Origin of the sequence: Paenibacillus sp. Leaf72 (genome assembly GCF_001422685.1) — a bacterium.
GTDB lineage: Bacteria > Bacillota > Bacilli > Paenibacillales > Paenibacillaceae > Pristimantibacillus.
In genome coordinates, this window is sequence record NZ_LMLV01000033.1 from 282,375 (window position 1) to 302,509 (window position 20,135).

Sequence of the window (20,135 nt, forward strand, 5' to 3'; positions counted from 1 at the left end):
ATGCTGCTAGCCCTGGAGGGCAGCGAGTACCGTCTCGCGCATCGCTTGAACAGGCGCAGGCTGCCCTGTCCAATATTCGAAAGCATACGCGCCTTGATAAATAAACATGCCCAGACCGCCATGCGTCCGGCAGCCATGAAGCGCAGCTTCCTGCAAAAACTTCGTTTGCAGCGGATTGTATATTAAATCGCTGGCCACACAGCCCGCTTTCAGCCATGAAGCATCAAGCGGACTTTCGTCCACATTCGGATACATGCCTAGAGAGGTCGTATTGATTACGACATCCGCGTCCGCGCATACCGTGCGCAGCTCATCATTCGTGACTGCTGCAATGTCGGCACGGTGGCGCAGTGCTGCTGCAAGCTCCTCAGCCTTGCCGAGTGAGCGGTTAGCGATTGTGATGCGCTCCGGCTGCTCGCCTGTGAGCGCATAAACAATGCCGCGCGCAGCTCCGCCTGCTCCGATCACGACGATCTTCTTCCCGGCAAGGTCCGGCTCCGCCTCTTCCTTAAGGGAACGGACGTAGCCGATGCCGTCAGTATTGTAGCCAATCAGGCTGCCGTTATCATTGACAATGGTATTCATCGCCCCTACCGCTCGCGCGCTTTCGTCGATTTCATCCATTTCCTTCATCATATCCAATTTATGAGGAATCGTCACATTCACTCCCCGAATGCCCATCGCCCGAACGCCGCTAACGAAAGAGGACAGCTCACCTGCCGTAATGTGGAAAGCCAAATAAACGCCGTTAATGCCCGTTTCCTGAAAAGCGCGATTCAGCATAATGGGTGACTTGGAATGATGAATGGGGTCACCAATTACACCGTAAAGCACTGTATGGCTATCTATGCGCTGCATAGCTTTATGGATTTCTCCCGCACTCATTTCCGCCAATATCCCCTCTCAGCTGCTATGAAGTGTAAAACGCAATGATGAGCTTCTCCCATCATGGCCGTTAAATCAATGAATCCCTAAGCAGCACCTTGATGCCTTTCGGGGCATATAGATCGAGCAAGGCGCCTGCCTCTCCGTTCACCTGAATCCAGCCTAGGCCAGAGATGAATACATCCTTCTTCGCTCCCCGCGGCACGCGCAGCGAGTGGCGCGTCCATGCCGGCATCTCCGCAAGCTCTTCGCGAGATGGTCCGCCGAGCAGCTCGCCCTGATGGTCCTCATAAAGCGCATCCGCGCGCTCCATCTTCGTCCGGTGCACATTGAGCGCATTAGAAATGTACAGCGTAAACGATTGGCGCTCGCCCTCTACAAAATCAAACCGGACTAAGCTGCCGATAAACAGCGTCTGCTGGTCATTGAGCTGATACACAAGCGGCTTGATCGGCTTGTCCGGCAGCAGCGACTGCAGAAATCCGCGCGGCACAATTTCCGTCATTCGCGTCGGATAGACGATGCCGGGCGTATCGATGATGAACTTGTCATCATCCAGCGGAATGTGAACCGCATCAAGCGTCGTTCCCGGATAGCGGGACGTCGTCAGCTCGCGCTCCAAATCGCTGTAATCTTTAATCAAGCGATTAATGAGTGTAGATTTGCCAACGTTGGTGGCGCCGACCACATACACATCGCGCCCTTTACGGTGACGATCAAGCGCCTCAATGACATGCTCGAAACCGATGTTGCGCTTCGCGCTGCACAGCACGATATCCAGCGTACGCAGCCCTTCGCTCTTCGCCTGCTGCTGCACCCAGTTGCGCAGTCGGTTCAGGTTCATTGATTTTGGCAGCAAATCGACTTTGTTGACGACGAGCAGCACGGGATTGTTGCCAACAAAACGCTGCAAGCCCGAAATCAGGCTGCCCTCAAAATCATACAAATCGACAATATGCACAACGAGGCTGTCGGTTGTTGCTACGCTGCTCAGCAGCTTCAGAAACTCATTTTGATCCACCGTCACCGACGATGCTTCATTATAATTGCGAATACGGAAACAACGCTGGCATATAGCCGGCTCCCTAACTACTGCCTGCTCTGGCACAAAGCCAGGAAGCTCTGCATTTTCCGTTTGCAGTTTTACGCCACAGCCCGCACAAGACTGCGCGGCCAGACTAAGCTGCTCTTCCTTCACTTCTTCTCCCCCTCATTCCATAACCCGTTTTTGCCAAGGCTCGATTTGGCGATACGCTCAATTCGGCGGTTGACCCGAGTCATGATTCCTTCATCAGCAGGAGCAATTGGCGCTACAAGAATCGTATATAATCCCATTCGATTGCCGCCCAGCACATCCGTCAGCATCTGATCGCCAATGACTACCGTCTCTTCCGCTTTCAGCTCCAATACCTTTAGCCCTTTGCGAAACGACGTATTAGCCGGCTTGCGCGCAGCATGAATAAACGGAATGTTCAAAGGCATTGCAAATTTGGACACTCTGGTTACATTATTATTCGATACGATAACGACTTTAAAGCCGCGCTCACGGACATCGTCCAGCCATTTGACCAGTTCGGGCGTTGCAAGCGGCACCCGCGCTCCCACAAGCGTATTATCCAGATCCGTAATAATGCCGCGAATTCCCTTCTTATGCAGCTCATCTAATTGAATATCATAAACCGTATCCACACGCATATGTGGCAACAGTTTCTTGAACATAAGCGTTAAACCCCTTTGCTTTTCTCCTGCTATCTTACGAAACTATAACATAAAAAACGATTTTGTTGCAAAAAAATACCGCCGTCCATTGTTTGGACAGCGGCAGGCTGAATTTTTCCTTCTATATATAGTCGGATAAAAGCTATTCATTATAATAGCGAAATAACATGCTTGACTTTGTTCACAAATTGCTCAGCCTCTTCTGGAGCTGCCTCGGCGCCACTATATTTGGCTCGTTCAAAATCGTTCAGCACCTGAGTCAGCTCGCTGCGAATATCTGTGCGATGCTGGGCAAACCGCTGTACCGCTTCCCGCAGCGTCTCATGCTCAGAGCGCTTTAGCCCCTTCCTCCGGCACACACGGAGCAGGCGCTCCGTTTCCCATACGATGCGTTCATTCGCCGTATAGGAGCGGAACCGGAAGCGAAGCCACGCCGCCTTCAGCGCTTGACGGCGTACAATCAAGCTAGCCGCGAGCAATAATACAAGCAGGGAAATGCCAGCTATATAAAAGCCTTTGTACGAAACGTCGGTTTTCTCGGCAGCTGCCGCCTTAACCGCCTCGTCTGTGTCCTCTTCTACTTCCGGTGTAGGCGCCGCTGCATCTTCTCCGGCAACCGTATAAGGGAATGAAAATCCTGCTGTCGGCTCAAAGGAAACCCAGCCATAACCTTCAAAATAAATTTCCACCCAAGAGTGGGCATCGGAATTGCGCACGGTATACGTGCCTTCCCCTTGCAAGAACGTATCGATATCAAAGCGATCTGCTGCATCAACACCGAGGGCAGGCAATGCGCCTGGCGCAAAACCCTTCACCCAGCGGGTAGGCAGGTCAACGGAACGGGCCAGCACCGCCATAGCTGTAGAAAAATAATCGCAATAGCCTTCCTGGATTTCAAACAGAAACTGGGCGACAAAATCATCGGACTCTCCCGTCAGCTTGCCCAGATCAGGCTCATTCGTATAGACAAAATTCAAACGCAAATACGATTCCAGCATTTTCGCCCGATCATAGTCATTGGTCGCAGTTTTGGTCAATTCCTCAGCAAGCTGCTTGACCTCGCCTGGCAAATTATCGGGCAGCTGTGTATAATGATCATTTTCATTCGAGCTGTACAAGCGCGCATTTGTGCTGCGGAGCTTCGCTTCATCCAGCACGGGAACGGTGGACACGACGGAGTATGATTCCGGATAGGGCTGCCTTCCCCTTCCCTGCAAAGGAAAACGCAGCTCTTGGTCGTCAGGCGCCCAGGTGAGCCGGTAGGATAAATTCGCTTCCGGATCATTAATCCAGTGAATGCGATTAATCGGAGCGGCAGCAAATAAAACGGGATACTGGTCCTTCCGAATCATCGTCACCGTCTGCTCCACTTCAATCGTGTCTGCCAGCTTGCGATCATACGGCAGGGAAAGCTCCTGCTCCTTTTTCAACTGATTGACGTTGTTCGGCTCCGTTCCTTCATCCAGCTCCAGCCAGCCGCTGCCGGTATAAAATGATTTCGTTTCCCCTCTCCAATAGCTCCGATGGGAGCTTGCAACCGTCATGACTGGCGAATAATCGAAGTTAAAGCCGCCGCCAAGCTGGTCGTCATCACGCCCATAGCCGGAGCTTGTGTCCAGCGTTACACCACCTGGGTCCGAGCCTTTTTCACCTAAAAAAACATTGACCTTCTCACCCTTCGATTCTTTCCAAATCGTATACGGGTCACGAAGCACAGGCGAAATCGATGGCATGAACAGGCCTGCCGCCATCAGCAGCGCAAGCACCGCCGCAATAGGCATAAATAATTGCAAAGGATAATGCAGCAGCTCCTTCCAGCTTCCTGGATGGTGACGCTGAAATTGGTGCAAATGCCCCGCTGCGAGCCATATGAGCCCTAGCAATACGACCCACGCCACATTGTCCCACAGCCAGATCGGCGTGAATGAATCGGCAACCGTCAAAACGAGCAAATTCGCCCCAATAAATCCGAATAGCCGAATGCGCGACGTCGTCCAGGCACTGAACAGCAAGTACGTGGCAAGCATAGCCAGGCTAAACCAAATATACGGGTTGAACTGGATCAGCAGACTCCATATCATAGCGGCGAATTTCCGCAAGCCTTCCTCTGAGCCGGTTAAGCTGGGAGATGCGCCTACTACTAACCATGTTGATACCACGACGAGCAGCAATTGGAGCGGCAGCCGCAGCCTGCGCCTCATCCTTGGAAGCAAGACGTCAACTGCCCCCGCAAGCAGCAGCGCCATATAAATGGAGGTAAATGTAGCTTGCCACCAGTAGTTTTCAAAAACCGCAATCGAATTAAGCAGCGAAAAAATAATAATGATACGCGATATTCGGCTGTACCACTCAAACGCGGCATATTCTTTCAATCTTTTTAAAGTATTTTTCATGCTCCGCCGCCTCCTTCAAGCACAGCCGGCAGCTCAGGCAGCTGCGTGAGCGTAAATACCGGCCAGCCTCGGGCGCGCAGCAGCTTCTGCCAGTCCTGATTCATCACGGCGGCCCGCCCGTCCACATTCGCAATATGGAGCAGGCAAGGCTGCAGCCCTTTGCGTGCGAGCCATTCCAAGCTGGCGCTCGCCTCCTTGCCCGAAGCTGTAGAAATAACAAGCGCAATTGAGCCCGAATCAAGCAGCGACTCCGATGCAAGCAGCGTCTGATATAAAGGCTGCTCCGCATCGGCATTCACCGCCGTTAAATGCTGCATAATCGCCCCCCGTTGCTCGGCACCCGCCTTGGGAGGGAAGATGGCCCGCTGCGATCCGGCCGACAGCAGCCCCATAGCCGTCTCTCCTCGCCCGCCGCTCTCAATGAGCGAAGCGGCCGCTGATACCGCGAGTTCAAAGCGGTCTGCCTGCGCCCCGCTGTAAGCCTTGGCATCGCGATCGATAATAATAAGCGTTCGGGGCAGCGACTCCCGTTCAAACTCCTTGGACTTCCAATGTCCCGTGCGCGCCGTCGCATGCCAGTGAATCCGCGACAAGCGGTCGCCAGGCACATATTCGCGCACGCCATTGATTTGGGTCGTCTCCTTCGCCGAGCGTGAAGCAATAGCGTGCGAGTATGGCCCGCGCGCGCCAAGCTGCAAACCGCGCTGCTGGCGAAGGGGGACGATTTGAGGCATCACGCTGAACACCGACTCCTCGGTAAAGCTGCCCGAATGCTCAAACAACCCAAACACATCATGGGAGGAGCAGGCGGTAGCCCCGAAGCGATATTCACCGCGCTGCAGCGGAGGTGTCGTATACAGTACTTCGCCGGAACGCTTCAAATTCGGCACAAAGGATGATTCGAATTGCAGCGCTTGTCCATTGTTGCGCAGCAATTGATCGCGGACAAGCACAAACGGTATCGGATAATACCCGGGCACCTTCACCGAAAGCTTGACCGTTAGCGAGCTCCCGGCCGCCAGCGCATAATCGCCATGGCCGCCATCCGATTTGCGCAAGCTGCGGCTGCCGCTTACTTTGCTAATGCCGCTAAAACGCCCTAGCAGCAAATAAAGCAGCAGCGCATTCATAATGACGAACAGCATGACGGCCGTTTTGCCGCCTTGAAATAACAAGTAAAGCAGCGCTCCTCCATACAGAAACGCGCTAATGAGCAGTCGTCTGCCTTGCAAGCTGAGCGTCCGCATTCCCATATCAGCGCTCCAATCTCACCGGCACTCTTACCTGTTCCATGATTTGATCGACCAGCTCGCTCGCTTTGAGGCCGTTCATTCTGGCCTCCGTATGCAGGGAGAGCCGGTGAGACAATACATGCGAAGCAAGCTTCTTCACATCATCAGGCGTAACAAAGCTGCGCTGCTCCAAATAAGCGGCTGCTTTGGCCGCCCGGGCAAACGAAAGGGCAGCACGCGGGCTGGCGCCAAGCTGGATACCGGGATGCTCGCGTGTAGCTCTGACAATGCTGACCAAATATTTGGCCACCGCCTCATCCATATGAACAGCCTGCACCTGCTGCTGAATGCGGATAATATCGTCCACATCGGCGATTTGGGCAATTTGGCTCTCCGGCTGCAGCCGAACTTCGCTGCCCATAATCATCTTCTGCTCATCTTCCTCGCTAGGATAGCCGAGCGAAAGCTTCATCATAAAACGGTCAAGCTGCGCTTCCGGCAGCAAATAAGTGCCCTCGAATTCGATTGGATTTTGCGTGGCAAGCAGCATAAACGGATGAGGCAGCGCGTAGGTGTCGCCGTCTACCGTCACATGGCCCTCCTCCATCGCCTCCAGCAGCGCAGATTGGGTTTTGGTCGTCGCCCGATTGATCTCGTCAGCCAGCAGCAAATTGGTCATGACCGGACCCGGCCTGAACAAAAACTCCTCCTGCTTCGGATGATAAATGGACACGCCTGTTATATCAGTAGGCAGCAAATCCGGATTGCACTGAATGCGCCTGAACTGGCCGCCGATTGAACGAGCCAGCGCCTTTACGAGCTGCGTCTTTCCCGTGCCGGGAACATCCTCTAACAGTACATGCCCGCCGCCGATCACTGCAATCATCAGTCTTTCGATTTGCTCTTGTTTTCCCAAAATACTATAATTTAGATTAGTAAGAATAGATGCGCATAATTGCATGTCAACCTGTCGCGTTTCCATATGAATAACCTCCCGCAGCGTATCAAGATGGATAAAGGCATATAGTTCCATTTTACAGTAGTCCAGCAAGTAAGTACAAATGCATCAATTTCCAAAAAAAACTGGAGGATCCCACAGGACCCTCCAGTTTTCCAATCTATTTCCCCTATATTACCCCTTAGGCCGAATAACCAATGCCGCCAGGAACGAAAAGATGATCGCAGCCGATATGCCCGAGCTCGTCACTTTAAAGATGCCGGAAATAACGCCAATCCAGCCTTGGTCATGCAGCTCGGTCAGAGCCCCGTGCACAAGCGCATTGCCGAAGCTCGTAATCGGGACCGTCGCTCCCGCTCCGGCGAAGGCAACGAGCGGCTCGTATAAGCCGATGCCATCCACCACCGCCCCAATAACGACCAGCGTCGCCATCGTATGCCCCGGGGTCAGCTTAAACACATCAAACATAATTTGCCCTAGGACGCAAATAGCGCCGCCTACTAGAAATGCCCATAAAAAAATCATCGCCTTACCCTTCCTTTCCGCAAATCGCGACAGCATGCGCAATGCCGGGAATGCTCTCGCCCTGCTGGAATGACAGCGGCGACAGCAGCGCTCCCGTCGCAACGACTAATATTCGCTTCAGCTCGCCCCTTGCGAGCCGCTTAAGCAAATGGCCATAGGTGACAACTGCCGAGCAGCCGCAGCCGCTGCCGCCCGCCTGCACCTTCTGGCGGTTCACATCGTACACCATTAGGCCGCAATCGCCAAAAACCGTGTCATCCATCGGGACGCCATTTTGCAGCAGCAGCTCATTGGCAAGCGGATGCCCGACACCAGCAAGGTCGCCTGTTACGATTAAGTCATAATCTTTTGGGGAACGTCCTGTATCGTTAAAATGCGCTTGAATCGTATCGACGGCCGCAGGTGCCATCGCAGCGCCCATATTAAATGGATCGGTGATGCCGAGATCGACGATTTTCCCGATCGTCGCGCATTCGATGGTCGGACCGTCCCCCGAAGCGGCAACGAGTCCGGCTCCAGCGCCAGTAACGGTATATTGTGCCGTCGGCGGCTTCTGCGAGCCGTATTCGGTCGGGTATCTGAACTGCTTCTCCGCCGTGCAGTTATGGCTGCATGTGCCCGCCAGCACATAATCGGCAGAGCCGGAGTTGACGAGCATTGCGGCAATCGACAGCGACTCCATCGACGTGGAGCAGGCGCCGAAGACGCCAAGATAAGGCACGCCCAGCGACCGCGCTGCAAAGCTGCTGCTTATGATTTGGTTCATTAAATCGCCGCCCACAAAAAACTGCACCATTTCCTTGTCGATCCGGGCATGCTGAAGCGCGAAGTCCGCTGCCTGCTCCAGCAGCAGCCGCTCGGCCTTCTCCCAGCTTTTCTGCTGCATATCCAGCTCGGGATGCACAAGGTCAAAATCCTCGGCCAGCGGGCCGTCGCCTTCGTCTGGCCCTACTACCGTTGCCGCGCCGATGATGACGGGGCGCTTCTCGAACCACCAGGTCTGTTTGCCGCGCAGCATATTATTGCCCTCCTGTGCCGAGAATGAGATGGACGATGCCGACGAAGAATGCTGCCACAACGCCGAACACGATAACGGAGCCCGCCAGCTTGAACATATTGGCGCCAACGCCAAGGACCAGCCCTTCAGCACGGTGCTCCAGCGCCGCCGAGCACATCGAATTGGCGAAGCCTGTGACAGGCACGGCTGTGCCGGCTCCTGCCCACTGGGCGATTTTATCGTACACCCCAATGCTCGTCAAAATCACTGAAATAATAATGAGCACAGCAACCGTCGGATTGCTCGCATCCTCCGCCTTCATATGAAGCAAATGCATAAACAGCTCCTGAATCACTTGCCCAAGCACACAAATACCGCCGCCAATAATGAAGGCTCTCAAACAATTCGTTCCTATGGAGCGGGCAGGCTCCCGCGTTTTGGCAAAGTTCTGGTATTCCTTTGACGACATCGCCATCTTCTTGTATTTCCCTTTGTCTGAGCTGCTTGCTGTCATAGCTTGCCCCCCTTTCCGTTATACGCTGCTGCAAAATGCTAAACACGAGATGCGCGGACGCACCAGTTCTTGATCATTATTTGCCACCTAAGGGGCTATTATGTATGCAGCACATCGTTTTCCTTTCAAATGCTTATATTCGGAAAAAAAGAGCATTCGCCCGCTTTAGCCGCAGCCAAAACAGTCGAATGCTCCTTTATATTCCTGGTCCGTGAGCCAGCACGGACATCCAGCTTAAAATAATAGCAAAATCAACAGCAGAACGAGCAGCACATACAGCGCCAGCACAAGTAAAATCAGCTCCAATTGCTTGCGGCTGCTTAATGCATTGGCTTTCCTCACAGGCGGCCCTCCCTTTAGCTATGCTTCTATACGTTCAGCATATGCGGGCAGGGGCAAATGCGGAGCTTGTCCGCAGCGGTTCTTCTAGCTTTCCAAAATCGCTACGCCTTTCGCTGCGATGGCAAGCGATCCGTTTACAGCTTCCCCGCTCAGCAGCTCTTTCGTGAACGTGCTAGGCAGCTCCGAGAGCTGCACCGCTTCCGCATTGTGATTCAAAATGAACGTAAAGGTGCTGCCGTTAATGGCCCGCTGCGACACTTCAACGCCGTCTGGAGTCGCAAGCAGCGGTTTAATGCCGGCAGAACAGCACAAATGGGCCATGAAGCCTTCGAGGAACGTTTTATCCGGGCTGGTCGCCACATACCAGGCTTTGCCTTCGCCAAACGAATTAACCGTTACCGCAGGCATGCCTTTATAGAAGTCTGAACCATATTCGGCAACCACTTCAGCGCCCTCTGTATGAATCAGATCGCACAAAATGCTGCCGGAGTATGTCCCGCTATCAAGCGCGCCAAGCGGTTTATTAAGGATAATATCATTTTGCTTGCCCGGCAGCAGGGCATCGATTTCCTCGGCCCAAATGCCCAGCACCTTGCGCAGCTTGCCCGGATATCCGCCCAGCGTCACGATATCATTTTCATTGACGATGCCGCTGAAAAACGTCGTGACGAAAGTGCCGCCGCGCGCAACGAAAGCTTCAACCTTCTCCGCAAAGCCAGGCTTCACCATATACATCACAGGAGCGATGACGAGATCGTAACGATCGAGCTGCTCCTCCACGCTGATCATATCCGTCTGCACGTTCATTTGGAACAAGGCGTCATAATATTTATGAACCTCATCGAGATATTTAAGCGCGACGGTCGGACCGCTCGACAGCTCGACCGCCCAGCGATTTTCCCAATCGTAGACGATCGCTGCCTTGGAATGAACACGCGAATCGAGGATGCGGCCAGACAACTGCTGAAGCTCAGCACCCAACTCGGCACATTCGCGGAATACGCGGGTATTTTCATGGCCGACATGCTCAATAACGGCGCCATGGTATTTTTCACAAGCACCAACCGAGCGGCGAAGCTGGAAAAACAGCACCGTATCCGCGCCGCGCGCCACCGCCTGATAGCTCCATAGCTTCATAATGCCAGGACGTTTAAGCGAGTTGTACGGCTGCCAGTTTTGCTGGCTTGGCGTTTGCTCCATCAGCATAAACGGCTGGCCGCTTTTGAGGCCGCGCATCAGATCATGCGTCATTGCCGTCAGGCTGAACGGCGTATCCATCGCAGGATAGTTGTCCCAAGAGACGACATCCATATATTTTGCCCATTCGAAATAATCCAGCTCGGAGTAAGTACCCATTAAGTTCGTTGTCACTTGCAGATTAGGCGAATGCTGCTTAATCGCTTCATATTCCAGCTTATAGCAAGCAAGCATGCTTGCCGACTGAAAGCGGCGGTAGTCGATGGAAATGCCCTGGAAATTGGTCCGGTTGTGGCCCCACTCCTCGCTGAGGGCACTGGGAGCAACGATCTCATCCCAATCGTAAAAGGTATGGCCCCAAAATGCGGTATTCCACGCCTTGTTCAGCTTCTCAAGCGTGCCATATCGCTGCTCCAGCCAAACGCGGAATGACGCCTCGCAGTTGTCACAGTAGCAATAGCCGCCGTATTCATTCGATACATGCCATACGAGCACAGCGGGGTGATCTTTATAGCGCTGTGCAATCGTGCCAGCCAAACGCTCGGACAGCTTGCGGTAAGCCGGGCTGTTCGGACAGGAATTGTGGCGTCCGCCGAATTTGCGCTTGCGTCCGTCGTAATCGACACGCAGCACATCGGGGTGCTTTTTCGCCAGCCATGCCGGGTGTGCACCTGTACTCGTCGCCAGACAGACATAAATGCCGTCCTTGTATAGTCGGTCAATGATGCGGTCCAGCCATTCGAGATCATAAGTGTCCTCATCAGGCTGAATGCGCGCCCACGAAAAGACGTTGACGGTCGCTACATCAATGCCCGCTAGCTTGAACATCCGAATATCCTCTTCCATAACAGACTCATCCCACTGCTCCGGATTGTAGTCGCCACCGTACCAAATTTTCGGCAATTTTTCATTAATCACTGTAAAACAGCTCCTCTTCCATTTCGACTAGTCTTTAATTACCATAACATGCCTATTGACAGAAATGAAGGAGAGAACTCATTTAAGAGTTCTCCCCTCCATTGCATCCCCTTACTTTTGCGACCAGAACTCCACGCGGTCTTTAACCATTTGCGTAAACTGTTCATTCAGCTTGCTAGCGCCTGCTTTGTCCAGATCCGCCATGAAATCATCCCAAATTTTGTCGAAGTTTTCCGGCTTCGCCAAAATCGCTTCTGGAACACGTTTCTTCATAATATCTTGTGTTTTTTGGAAAATGACATCCGCTTCCGAGCCTGTTTCAAAATTCAAGTTCCATGCTGCGCCGTAAGGACGCTCAGGGAAAGCATCGTCTGCAGGCCAGAATTCTTTGTACATCTCCACTTTGTAAGCGGCAAGCGTCTTTTTGTCCGCTTCCGAATATTCAGCTTTGAACTGCTCTGGGAATTTCGTCGTAAAATAGTTGCCTGTGGAATCTTTAACGCCATCGCCGTAACGAGCCGATATGAAGTAATTTTCAATACCTGTCGTTTTCTTAAATTTGTTGCCATCGTTTGTTTTGAGATCTTGAATTTCTTGTTTGAATACGCGTTTGCCATCCACAACATCATAATGCTTGCCTTCAATTCCCCAGTTAACGAGAATTTGACCTTCTTCAGAAGCCAGGTAATCCAGGAACTTGATCAGACGGACAGGATCTTTGGCCGATTTCGTAATCGCAAGACCGTGTCCTGCCATGTAGCCTGTACCTTGATACGAATGATCTTGGAAGCTTTCATCAAGCGTTACAGGGAAGCGCGCATACGTCGCATCGAACTTTCCTTCCGCTTTCAGGGAATTTTCCGCTTGCATGTAGTCCCACTTCTGATCGATAATGCCGACTACTCGGCCTGTTGCAATTTTAGATTTGTACTGGTCATATTTTTGAACGAAGCTTTCTTTGTCCAGAAGGCCGATATCGTTCATGTGGTTCAGCCAGCGGAAATATTCTCTTTCTTCCTCACGTTGGTAGTGAAGCTTCGTTTCGAATGTTTTCTCGTCGATAGCGAACTCGCCATTATCCGGCAAGCCTGTTGCATAAAATGCAGGGTTTGTTACGGAAATCAAAATTTGCCATTCGCCGCCGTTAAGCGACAAGCCGATTCTTTTTTGTCCATCCTCAGTCGTCGGATTTTTCTCAATGTACGATTTAATGGCATTTTCATAATCTTTAACGGTTTTGATTTCAGGGTAGCCCAGCGCCTCAAGCGCCTGATGCTGAATTTCGAAGCCGCCTTCGGCATCAAAATAAGTTTGGCCTACACCGGAAGAAGGAAGCTCATAAATAGCTGGATCATCTTTGCTGTAACGAAGGCGGGTTAAATAATCGCCATACACTTTTTTAATATTAGGGGCATGCTGTTCAATGAGATCCGTCAGGTCAAGAAGCGCGCCAGCGTCAACCAAGCTTTTTACGCTGCCCTTCGCCATAACCATATCCGGATACTCTCCGCTTGCTGCCATCAGAGCGAACATGTCCGTATCTGATCCGCCAACCGGGAACTCCTGCTGCATCGTAATGCCTGTTTTTTCTTGGAGGAATTTACCGATGTCGCTTTGCATGTTATCCCAGTCTGGATTGTTATCGCCCGATACCAGTCGTACCGTAATAGGCTCAGTAGAGCTTCCATCGCCTGCATTGCCAGTATTGCCTGTGCCTGCTTCGTTATTGTTGCCCGAGCCGCATGCTGTGAAAGTCAAAGCCGTTGCAAGCAGCAAGCCCATTAGAGCGGTTTTCTTTTTCTTCATCTTCGTATTGCCTCCCTTTTAATCGGTATTAAATTATGAAGCGATAAACTTGTATATAACAGGAAACCTGCTATTACCATATGGAAGCCTTAAGGCCCGTCCACTAGCTCTTGACTGAGCCAAGCGTCATCCCTTTGACAAAATATTTTTGCAGGAAAGGATAGACGACTAAAATCGGTACCGTAACGACCATCGTAATGGCCATCCGGATGGATTCTGGCGATACCGCAGCCAAGTTTTGCTGTACGCTCGCATCACGGTAATTAGAGCCGGACTGCGTCGATTGCAGCACCTTCATCAGCTCATATTGCAGCGTTGTAAACTGCGGGGCCTGCGGATTGTACAAATACGTATCTAACCAAGCATTCCAGTGTTGTACCGCAATGAACAGCGCAATGGTCGCCAACACAGGCTGGCAAAGCGGCAGGATCACCCGCCAGAAAATCGTGAAATCGTTAGCGCCATCGATTTTTGCAGACTCTTGCAGAGCGTAAGGCAGTCCATCAATGTAGGAGCGGACGACGAAAATGTTCCAAACGCTCAAAATAAGCGGAATAATATATACCCAGAAGCTGCTCATCAAATTTAGATTCTTAATCAGCAAATAAATAGGGATCATACCGCCGGAGAAATACATCGTCATCGCGAAAAGCGGTGAAATCAGCTTGCGCGCCTGAAATTCGCGGCGGCTAAGCACAAACGCCATCATCGAAGCCGACAGCACCCCGATAATCGTACCGATAATGGTACGCAGCACCGAGTTTTGGAAACCGGTCAGCAAGGTTTTATACTGAAAAATCGTAATATAGTTTTCCAAGGTGAATTTTCTAGGCAGCACCGTAATGCCGCCTTTCACCGTATCCATGGATTCATTGAATGAAATAGCGAGTACGTTCAAAAACGGGTAAATCGTAATTAATCCAGCAAGCCCCATCACAATATATATGATGACGTCTGTAATGATTTCTGACTTTGGTCTAATCGTTCCCTGCATGCTTTTCTCCTCCTAAATAACCGATTCTTTCGTAATGCGTTTGTAGATGGCGTTAGCGCTAAACACGAGTATAATGCTGACGACGGAGTTGAATATGCCGATCGCCGTACCGTAAGAGAAGCGGGTCATTTGAATGCCATACTTCAGCGCATATAAATCGAGTACCTCGGAATAATCGACAACGAGCGGGTTGCCGAGGAGGAATTGCTTTTCAAAGCCAATGCTGATCAAATGTCCGATGGACAAAATAAACAATACCATAAAGGTGGTGCGAATGCCGGGCAATGTAATATTCCACATTTTACGGAATCTTCCTGCTCCGTCAACGGTTGCCGCTTCATATTGCTCGGGATCAATGCCCGCCATAGCCGCCAGGAATATGATCGAGTTCCAGCCCGTTTCCTTCCACATATCGGACATCGTTACAATGCCCCAGAACCAGCTGCCTTTCGTCATAAATTGAATCGGCTCGTCTATCAGATTTAGCCACATAAGCAGGTCGTTGACACCGCCGCTATCCGTGGACAACATTTTGCTAACAAGGCCAGCGACGACAACCCAGGATACAAAGTGGGGCAAATACGAAATCGTCTGGATGGAGCGTTTGAAAAATTGGCCTCTGATCTCATTGAGAAACAGGGCAAAAATAACGGGAACGGTAAACGAGACGATCAGTCCCATAATACTCATGCCCAGCGTATTGCGCAGGACGAGATAAAAGCGTTCATCTCCAAACAACTGAATGAAGTTGTCGAAGCCGACCCATTTTTGTTCAAAAAATCCTTTGGCCGGTTTATAATTCTGGAATGCCATCACCCAGCCCCAAAGCGGTACATAGCTGAATACGAAAACCCAGATGACAAACGGGACGGACATAAAATACAAGTATTTCTGCTGCTTCATCCGGTCCCAGAAACGATTGGCTTTGCTTTTGTTCACATTAAGCGGGTGTTCTGCGGTTGGTAACGATTTCATCTCTGCTCCTCCTAAAAACTTCACTTTCACTCAACATATCCGTGAATTTCTCTCTTTATTATGTTCCCATCATAACCGATAGCATTTTCAGCTAGGCACCCGACAAATTCCACCTAAAATCATATAAAAATACGTACAGGCTGCTATTTATGTGATTTTGATATGATTTTTCTGCAAAAAATGAGGGATTCCGGCCGGATCATTAGCTAAAAATGACGGATTTCGCAAAAAAATGCCCTCCGCTTGAAAACAAGCCGAGGGCATTTTTGGAAAATAAAATATGTAATTGGAAGTTTATTTACCCGCTTCGTTATGATTCTACGATAGCAATCGCACGCGCCGGCGCTCCATCGGCATTCCGAAATTTGAGCGGCAAAGCGCAAAAGGTAAATACTCCGCCGCCTATTTGATCCAAATGAATTAAATTTTCGACGATAACCATTTCGGATTGCGAAAAGATTTTTTTGTGAATGGTCAAATTCGCATCCGAAATCGGGTCAACGCCAATAACGTCGAGGCCGACCCCTTTTTTACCACTTTTGATTAAATAGTCGGCTACTTCCTCCTTCATATAGGGATACTCGCCAAAATATGAATCCGTCCCCCAATACTTCGACCAGCCTGTGTAAAATAGCAGAAAATCAACCGAGTCGGCAAGCGCGCGTACCCGCTCAATATAGTCCATCGTAATTTGCTCGCCAGCCTGCAGATCGCTGCATGAAATGACGAGCGCCGTCCCCACGAACTGCTGCGCTGGAATATGCTCCAGCGTCTTTCCACCCGCAAATATATGCGCAGGCGCATCCATATGTGTGCCGGTGTGAGAAGCAAGCGTCAGCAGCGTTTCTCTAAAGCCGTCCTTCTCATACGTGCTCAGCGATTCCAGCGTTGGCTGCGGCGTGCCGGGATAAACAGGCGTCTGTTCAAAAATGGTATGCGTCAAATCGATGACTTTCAATCCACGTTCCCCTTTCGATTTAGATTTAACTTTCGCTTTATCTTTCGCTTTAAGACTCCTGCCGCTCGGCATCTGATTTCACCATGCCTTTAAACGACGAAGGCGACATGCCTTTATATTTTTTAAATTTAGCGTGAAAATAATCGACGTTCGCATAGCCGACCAGCTCGGATACTTGATGGACCTTAAGCCCTTGCTGAAGCAGCTCTACCGCATGGCGCAGCCGCACCTGATCGAGATAGGTGTTGAAATGCTCGCCGGTGAAATTTTTAAACATTTTGCCCAAATAGCCGCTATTATAATTAAACAGCTCTGCCAGCGTTTCCAGCTTTAAATTTTCCGCATAATGGCGCTCGATAAAACCGGTAATTTGCTTAATGACCGATACATTGCTCGAATTTCCGAGACGGAACGCGAGCTGCGACAGACGGTCCTCCAGCAGCGCCATCATCTCATCATAGTTCGTCTGTTTGTATAAATCCGTTACAATGCGCAGCTCGTCCTGAATCGCAAGCTGTACATGAACCGCCGTCAGCTTGTTCAATACAATCGTCAGCATTTGCGCAAAGCTGGTTTTAATGCGCTGCTCGGAAAGCCGGCTCGTGCTCGCCAGCTCCCCCGATTCCTGCAGCATCAGCCGCACGCCATCCTGGCTGCCGATGTCGAGCATATAATACAGCTTCTGGGCCAGCTCCTGGAGCCGTAATTGGAGCTGCTCCTCATCCGCCTCTGCACGCAGAGCCTGCTCCTCGCCTCCGACGAGATGAAGCTCGCCGCTTGACAGCCGGAAGCTATGCTTAATCGCCGCAAGTATGGCTTCATAGCTGCTCGGCAGCTGTACAAGCGCAGGCACCGCCTCGCCAACGACAGCGATATAACGCTGCTCCTGCGCCGCCTGCTGCACCCACTGCCGAAGCAGCTCGCCCGTGCCTTCCTGCACGACGTAATCTTTCAGCAGCACAGCCGTATATGCGCCCGAGCTAAACGTCCAGCCTGCCCGGTTGCTCTGTACCGCACTTGTCAATCTACGCCTCGCCGCAATGCTTGCAGCAGACGTATGCTCCTCCGTTCTTGACCACTCAATGAGCAGCAGCTGGAAGCTCTTCGCCGTAACGCCAGTAAGCTGCTCCAGCTCCTTCCATATTTCCGGATAGCTGGCCGCATCGCCCGATACAGCAAGCTGCAGCAGCTCCTCCCGGCGCAGCGTCTCTCTATGGCCAAGACTTGCCGCCTGCTCGGAACGCTTGTCCAAAATCCCCGCGATACGCACAACATTCTCATAGAGCTCGTCATCGTCAACCGGTTTTAATATATAAGCGTCAATGCCGAACTGGATCGCCCGCTGCGCGTAGCTGAAATCAGCATGTCCGCTCAAAACAAGAAAATGGCAGGAGGTGTCAATTTTGCGAATTTCCTCTATCACCTGCAAGCCATCCATTCTCGGCATGCGTATATCCATTAAAATTAAATCGGGCGCCAACTGGCCGTGCTTAATAAGGGCTTCTGGGCCGCTGGCCGCTTCCCCTACCCAGATAAACCCAAGACTTTCCCAATCAATAATTGTACGCAGACCTGCGCGAATCATCGGCTCATCATCAACGATAAGCAGCTTATGCATCTTCTTGCCCTCCTTGCGCTTGCGGGATTTGAAACGTAATGGTCGTTCCGCCATCTTCCCCGCCGCTCATAATCTGCAATCCGGAAGCCTGTCCATAGAGCAGCACCAGTCGCTGATGAACATTGCGCAGTCCAATGCGATATTCCTGCTCATCGTCCATATCCCCCAGCGCCAGCATAATTTCATCCATTCTAGCCTCGTCAATGCCAATGCCGTTATCCGACACTTTCACATGCAGCACCCGATCCCGAAGCAGCGTCGTCACGGTCACGCAGCCGCCTTCATCGATGTTTTCCAAACCATGAATGACCGCATTTTCGATCAACGGCTGAATGATCAGTGGCGGAATGTCCAATGACTGTGCATGCGGGTCCAGCTCCAAATTAAAGGTGAGGCGGTCATTGCCGTAGCGAAACTTCTGAATTTCCAAATAACAGCGGACAATTTCCAGCTCATCCTTAAGTCTTATTTTACCAGCGCCAATTTCCAAATTGCGGCGAATGAGCTTGCCCAGCATATGGACAATCGAGGAAATTTCCGTCTGGCCGTTTACATGCGCTTTCATGCGAATGGACTCCAGCGCATTAAACAAAAAATGGGGATTGATTTGGCTTGCCATCATTTTAAGCTTAATATCCTTCTGCCTCAGCTCCAGCTGATCCTGCTGCCGCTGGGACTCAGAAACCTCGTCCATCAGCCCGCGAATGCTGACCACCATATTGTTGAACTGCCGCGAGAGCAGCCCAATCTCATCATTGCCGTCAACCGTAGCCACCGTCGTCAAATCGCCCATTGCTACTTTGTTGAGGTTTTTATGCAGCAGCAGCATGCGCGTCGCAAGCAGTCCCGAGAAAAAATAAATGAGCAAAAACGCAATTGCCAAACTAATGCCCATAATCGTCAGTCCCAAAATACTAATGCGATTCGCTTCGCTGACGATGCTGTCGATCGAAAAGACGGATACGATGCGCAAACCATTGCGGCTCGATTGTGGGGTGAGCTCCTCCATGACAAGCCGCGAACGCTTGCCTTCATACAAAATTTCAAAGGTACCCGGCCCTTTCCCGGACAATTGATTGGAAAAATCGAGATTGGTTAAATTCAGCCCCACCTGCTTCGGATTGCTGGCCGCCACAATATAGCCGGAATCATCAAAGATCATCGTATCGAAAGGCTCCTGGCTAAGCAGCGCATTCAGCTTCTCTTGATTGATGCCAATGACTAGCACGCCGCTTGTCCGATAGGTAGGAAACGGTATTTTTCGTACAAGGCTGAGATAATTTTTATTTTTCTTCGTCTCATCCTTGATGTACATCCAGTGGATGCCGACTTCCCCCATCGCACTTTTGTACCAGGAAGCCTCTTCAGTGGCTTTGCTTGTTTTGATGAATTCCCAGTTATCAAGAATCGTTTCGTTCGTCGTATAAAAGCGGATATTATTGATTTCTGAATACAGCTGCATATAATCTTTAAACGCCCGAAATTCCCACAATGCGCTTACAGCCTCAAACGTAGATTCATAATTGGTGTTCACCGTGCTTCGCAGCGCATTGTCAAACAGCATTTTATCCGAAATTGTAATGGGCATCCGAATAATGTCATCCGTCTGCTTCTTGATTTTCTCTACATTGTTCAGCGTCTGCTGCGTCGCCTGATTCAGCACATTTTGACGAAAGGCCGCCGTTAAAATAATGCCGACAAGCAGCACCGGAATGCAAACGACGAGCAAAAATGAAATCATCAGCTTATGCTTAATGCGAACATCGTTCATCTTCCTGACGAAGGCAGATTGTTTCTTCACTCGGCAAATGCCCCTTCTTCTATTACTTCTTATATCTCTAGCGTCAATTCGTGGTAAAAATGTAAGAAAGCGTTCTCGAAAGCCCCGCTTCTATTATAAAATGCAGCACCCCAGATGTACACCCTGCTCCTCCCGCCCGGGTAACGAGCCAAATAAGCCTGCCCACCTGCAGCAAACAAAGGGTTTGGCTTGCGCAAGCTTATGCCGCGACTGGCAAGGTGAAACGGCTTCCGCTGTCCTCTGGCGGCGCGGCGCGTTTCAGTCCGAGAAATATAGAGAAAGTATGGCGAAATCATATCCTTT

16 protein-coding genes are annotated in these 20,135 nt (G+C 51.1%); all 16 read right to left on the minus strand.

The features are described 5' to 3' along the window. Positions 1-6 precede the first annotated feature (6 nt). Complete coding sequence (gene aroE / locus ASF12_RS28595; protein ID WP_081419103.1) at positions 7-885, minus strand: shikimate dehydrogenase; 879 nt, start codon at positions 883-885, stop codon at positions 7-9. A gap of 70 nt (positions 886-955) precedes the next feature. Then, positions 956-2,083: a ribosome biogenesis GTPase YqeH gene (gene yqeH / locus ASF12_RS28600; protein WP_046229654.1), complete on the minus strand. Its 1,128-nt coding sequence runs from the start codon at positions 2,081-2,083 to the stop codon at positions 956-958. Continuing rightward, entirely contained in the window at positions 2,080-2,604 is a 525-nt protein-coding gene (locus ASF12_RS28605; RefSeq protein WP_056041947.1) for a YqeG family HAD IIIA-type phosphatase, read from the minus strand. The genes yqeH and ASF12_RS28605 overlap by 4 nt, the downstream gene beginning before the upstream one ends. Positions 2,605-2,753: 149 nt before the next feature. Continuing rightward, complete coding sequence (locus ASF12_RS28610) at positions 2,754-4,997, minus strand: DUF4129 domain-containing transglutaminase family protein (protein WP_056041949.1); 2,244 nt, start codon at positions 4,995-4,997, stop codon at positions 2,754-2,756. Next, entirely contained in the window at positions 4,994-6,250 is a 1,257-nt protein-coding gene (locus ASF12_RS28615) for a DUF58 domain-containing protein (RefSeq protein ID WP_155973519.1), read from the minus strand. The genes ASF12_RS28610 and ASF12_RS28615 overlap by 4 nt, the downstream gene beginning before the upstream one ends. 1 nt (position 6,251) lies before the next feature. After that, entirely contained in the window at positions 6,252-7,211 is a 960-nt protein-coding gene (locus tag ASF12_RS28620) for an AAA family ATPase (protein ID WP_056041952.1), read from the minus strand. A gap of 150 nt (positions 7,212-7,361) precedes the next feature. Beyond that, positions 7,362-7,712 (minus strand): stage V sporulation protein AE, encoded by a 351-nt coding sequence (gene spoVAE / locus ASF12_RS28625; protein ID WP_056041954.1) that lies wholly within the window; start codon positions 7,710-7,712, stop codon positions 7,362-7,364. A gap of 4 nt (positions 7,713-7,716) precedes the next feature. Continuing rightward, positions 7,717-8,730, minus strand: coding sequence for a stage V sporulation protein AD (spoVAD, locus tag ASF12_RS28630; RefSeq protein WP_056041955.1), 1,014 nt, complete (start codon positions 8,728-8,730; stop codon positions 7,717-7,719). A 1-nt stretch (position 8,731) separates the two neighbouring features. Further along, complete coding sequence (gene spoVAC / locus ASF12_RS28635) at positions 8,732-9,223, minus strand: stage V sporulation protein AC (RefSeq protein WP_056041958.1); 492 nt, start codon at positions 9,221-9,223, stop codon at positions 8,732-8,734. Positions 9,224-9,649: 426 nt separating this feature from the next. Further along, positions 9,650-11,680 (minus strand): beta-galactosidase, encoded by a 2,031-nt coding sequence (locus ASF12_RS28640; protein WP_056041961.1) that lies wholly within the window; start codon positions 11,678-11,680, stop codon positions 9,650-9,652. Between the two features lie 111 nt (positions 11,681-11,791). Beyond that, positions 11,792-13,486, minus strand: a complete 1,695-nt coding sequence (locus ASF12_RS28645; RefSeq protein WP_056041963.1) for an ABC transporter substrate-binding protein — start codon at positions 13,484-13,486, stop codon at positions 11,792-11,794. 103 nt (positions 13,487-13,589) lie between these two features. Further along, a complete protein-coding gene (locus ASF12_RS28650) occupies positions 13,590-14,480 on the minus strand; it encodes a carbohydrate ABC transporter permease (protein WP_056041966.1) in 891 nt (296 codons plus the stop codon). Positions 14,481-14,492: 12 nt separating this feature from the next. Continuing rightward, positions 14,493-15,455: an ABC transporter permease gene (locus ASF12_RS28655; RefSeq protein ID WP_056041968.1), complete on the minus strand. Its 963-nt coding sequence runs from the start codon at positions 15,453-15,455 to the stop codon at positions 14,493-14,495. 310 nt (positions 15,456-15,765) lie between these two features. Continuing rightward, positions 15,766-16,413: a cyclase family protein gene (locus tag ASF12_RS28660; protein ID WP_056042099.1), complete on the minus strand. Its 648-nt coding sequence runs from the start codon at positions 16,411-16,413 to the stop codon at positions 15,766-15,768. Positions 16,414-16,462: 49 nt separating this feature from the next. Further along, positions 16,463-18,031 (minus strand): response regulator transcription factor, encoded by a 1,569-nt coding sequence (locus tag ASF12_RS28665; RefSeq protein ID WP_056041970.1) that lies wholly within the window; start codon positions 18,029-18,031, stop codon positions 16,463-16,465. Beyond that, a complete protein-coding gene (locus ASF12_RS28670) occupies positions 18,024-19,832 on the minus strand; it encodes a sensor histidine kinase (RefSeq protein ID WP_155973521.1) in 1,809 nt (602 codons plus the stop codon). Before ASF12_RS28670 ends, ASF12_RS28665 begins: the two co-directional genes overlap by 8 nt. Positions 19,833-20,135 lie beyond the last annotated feature (303 nt).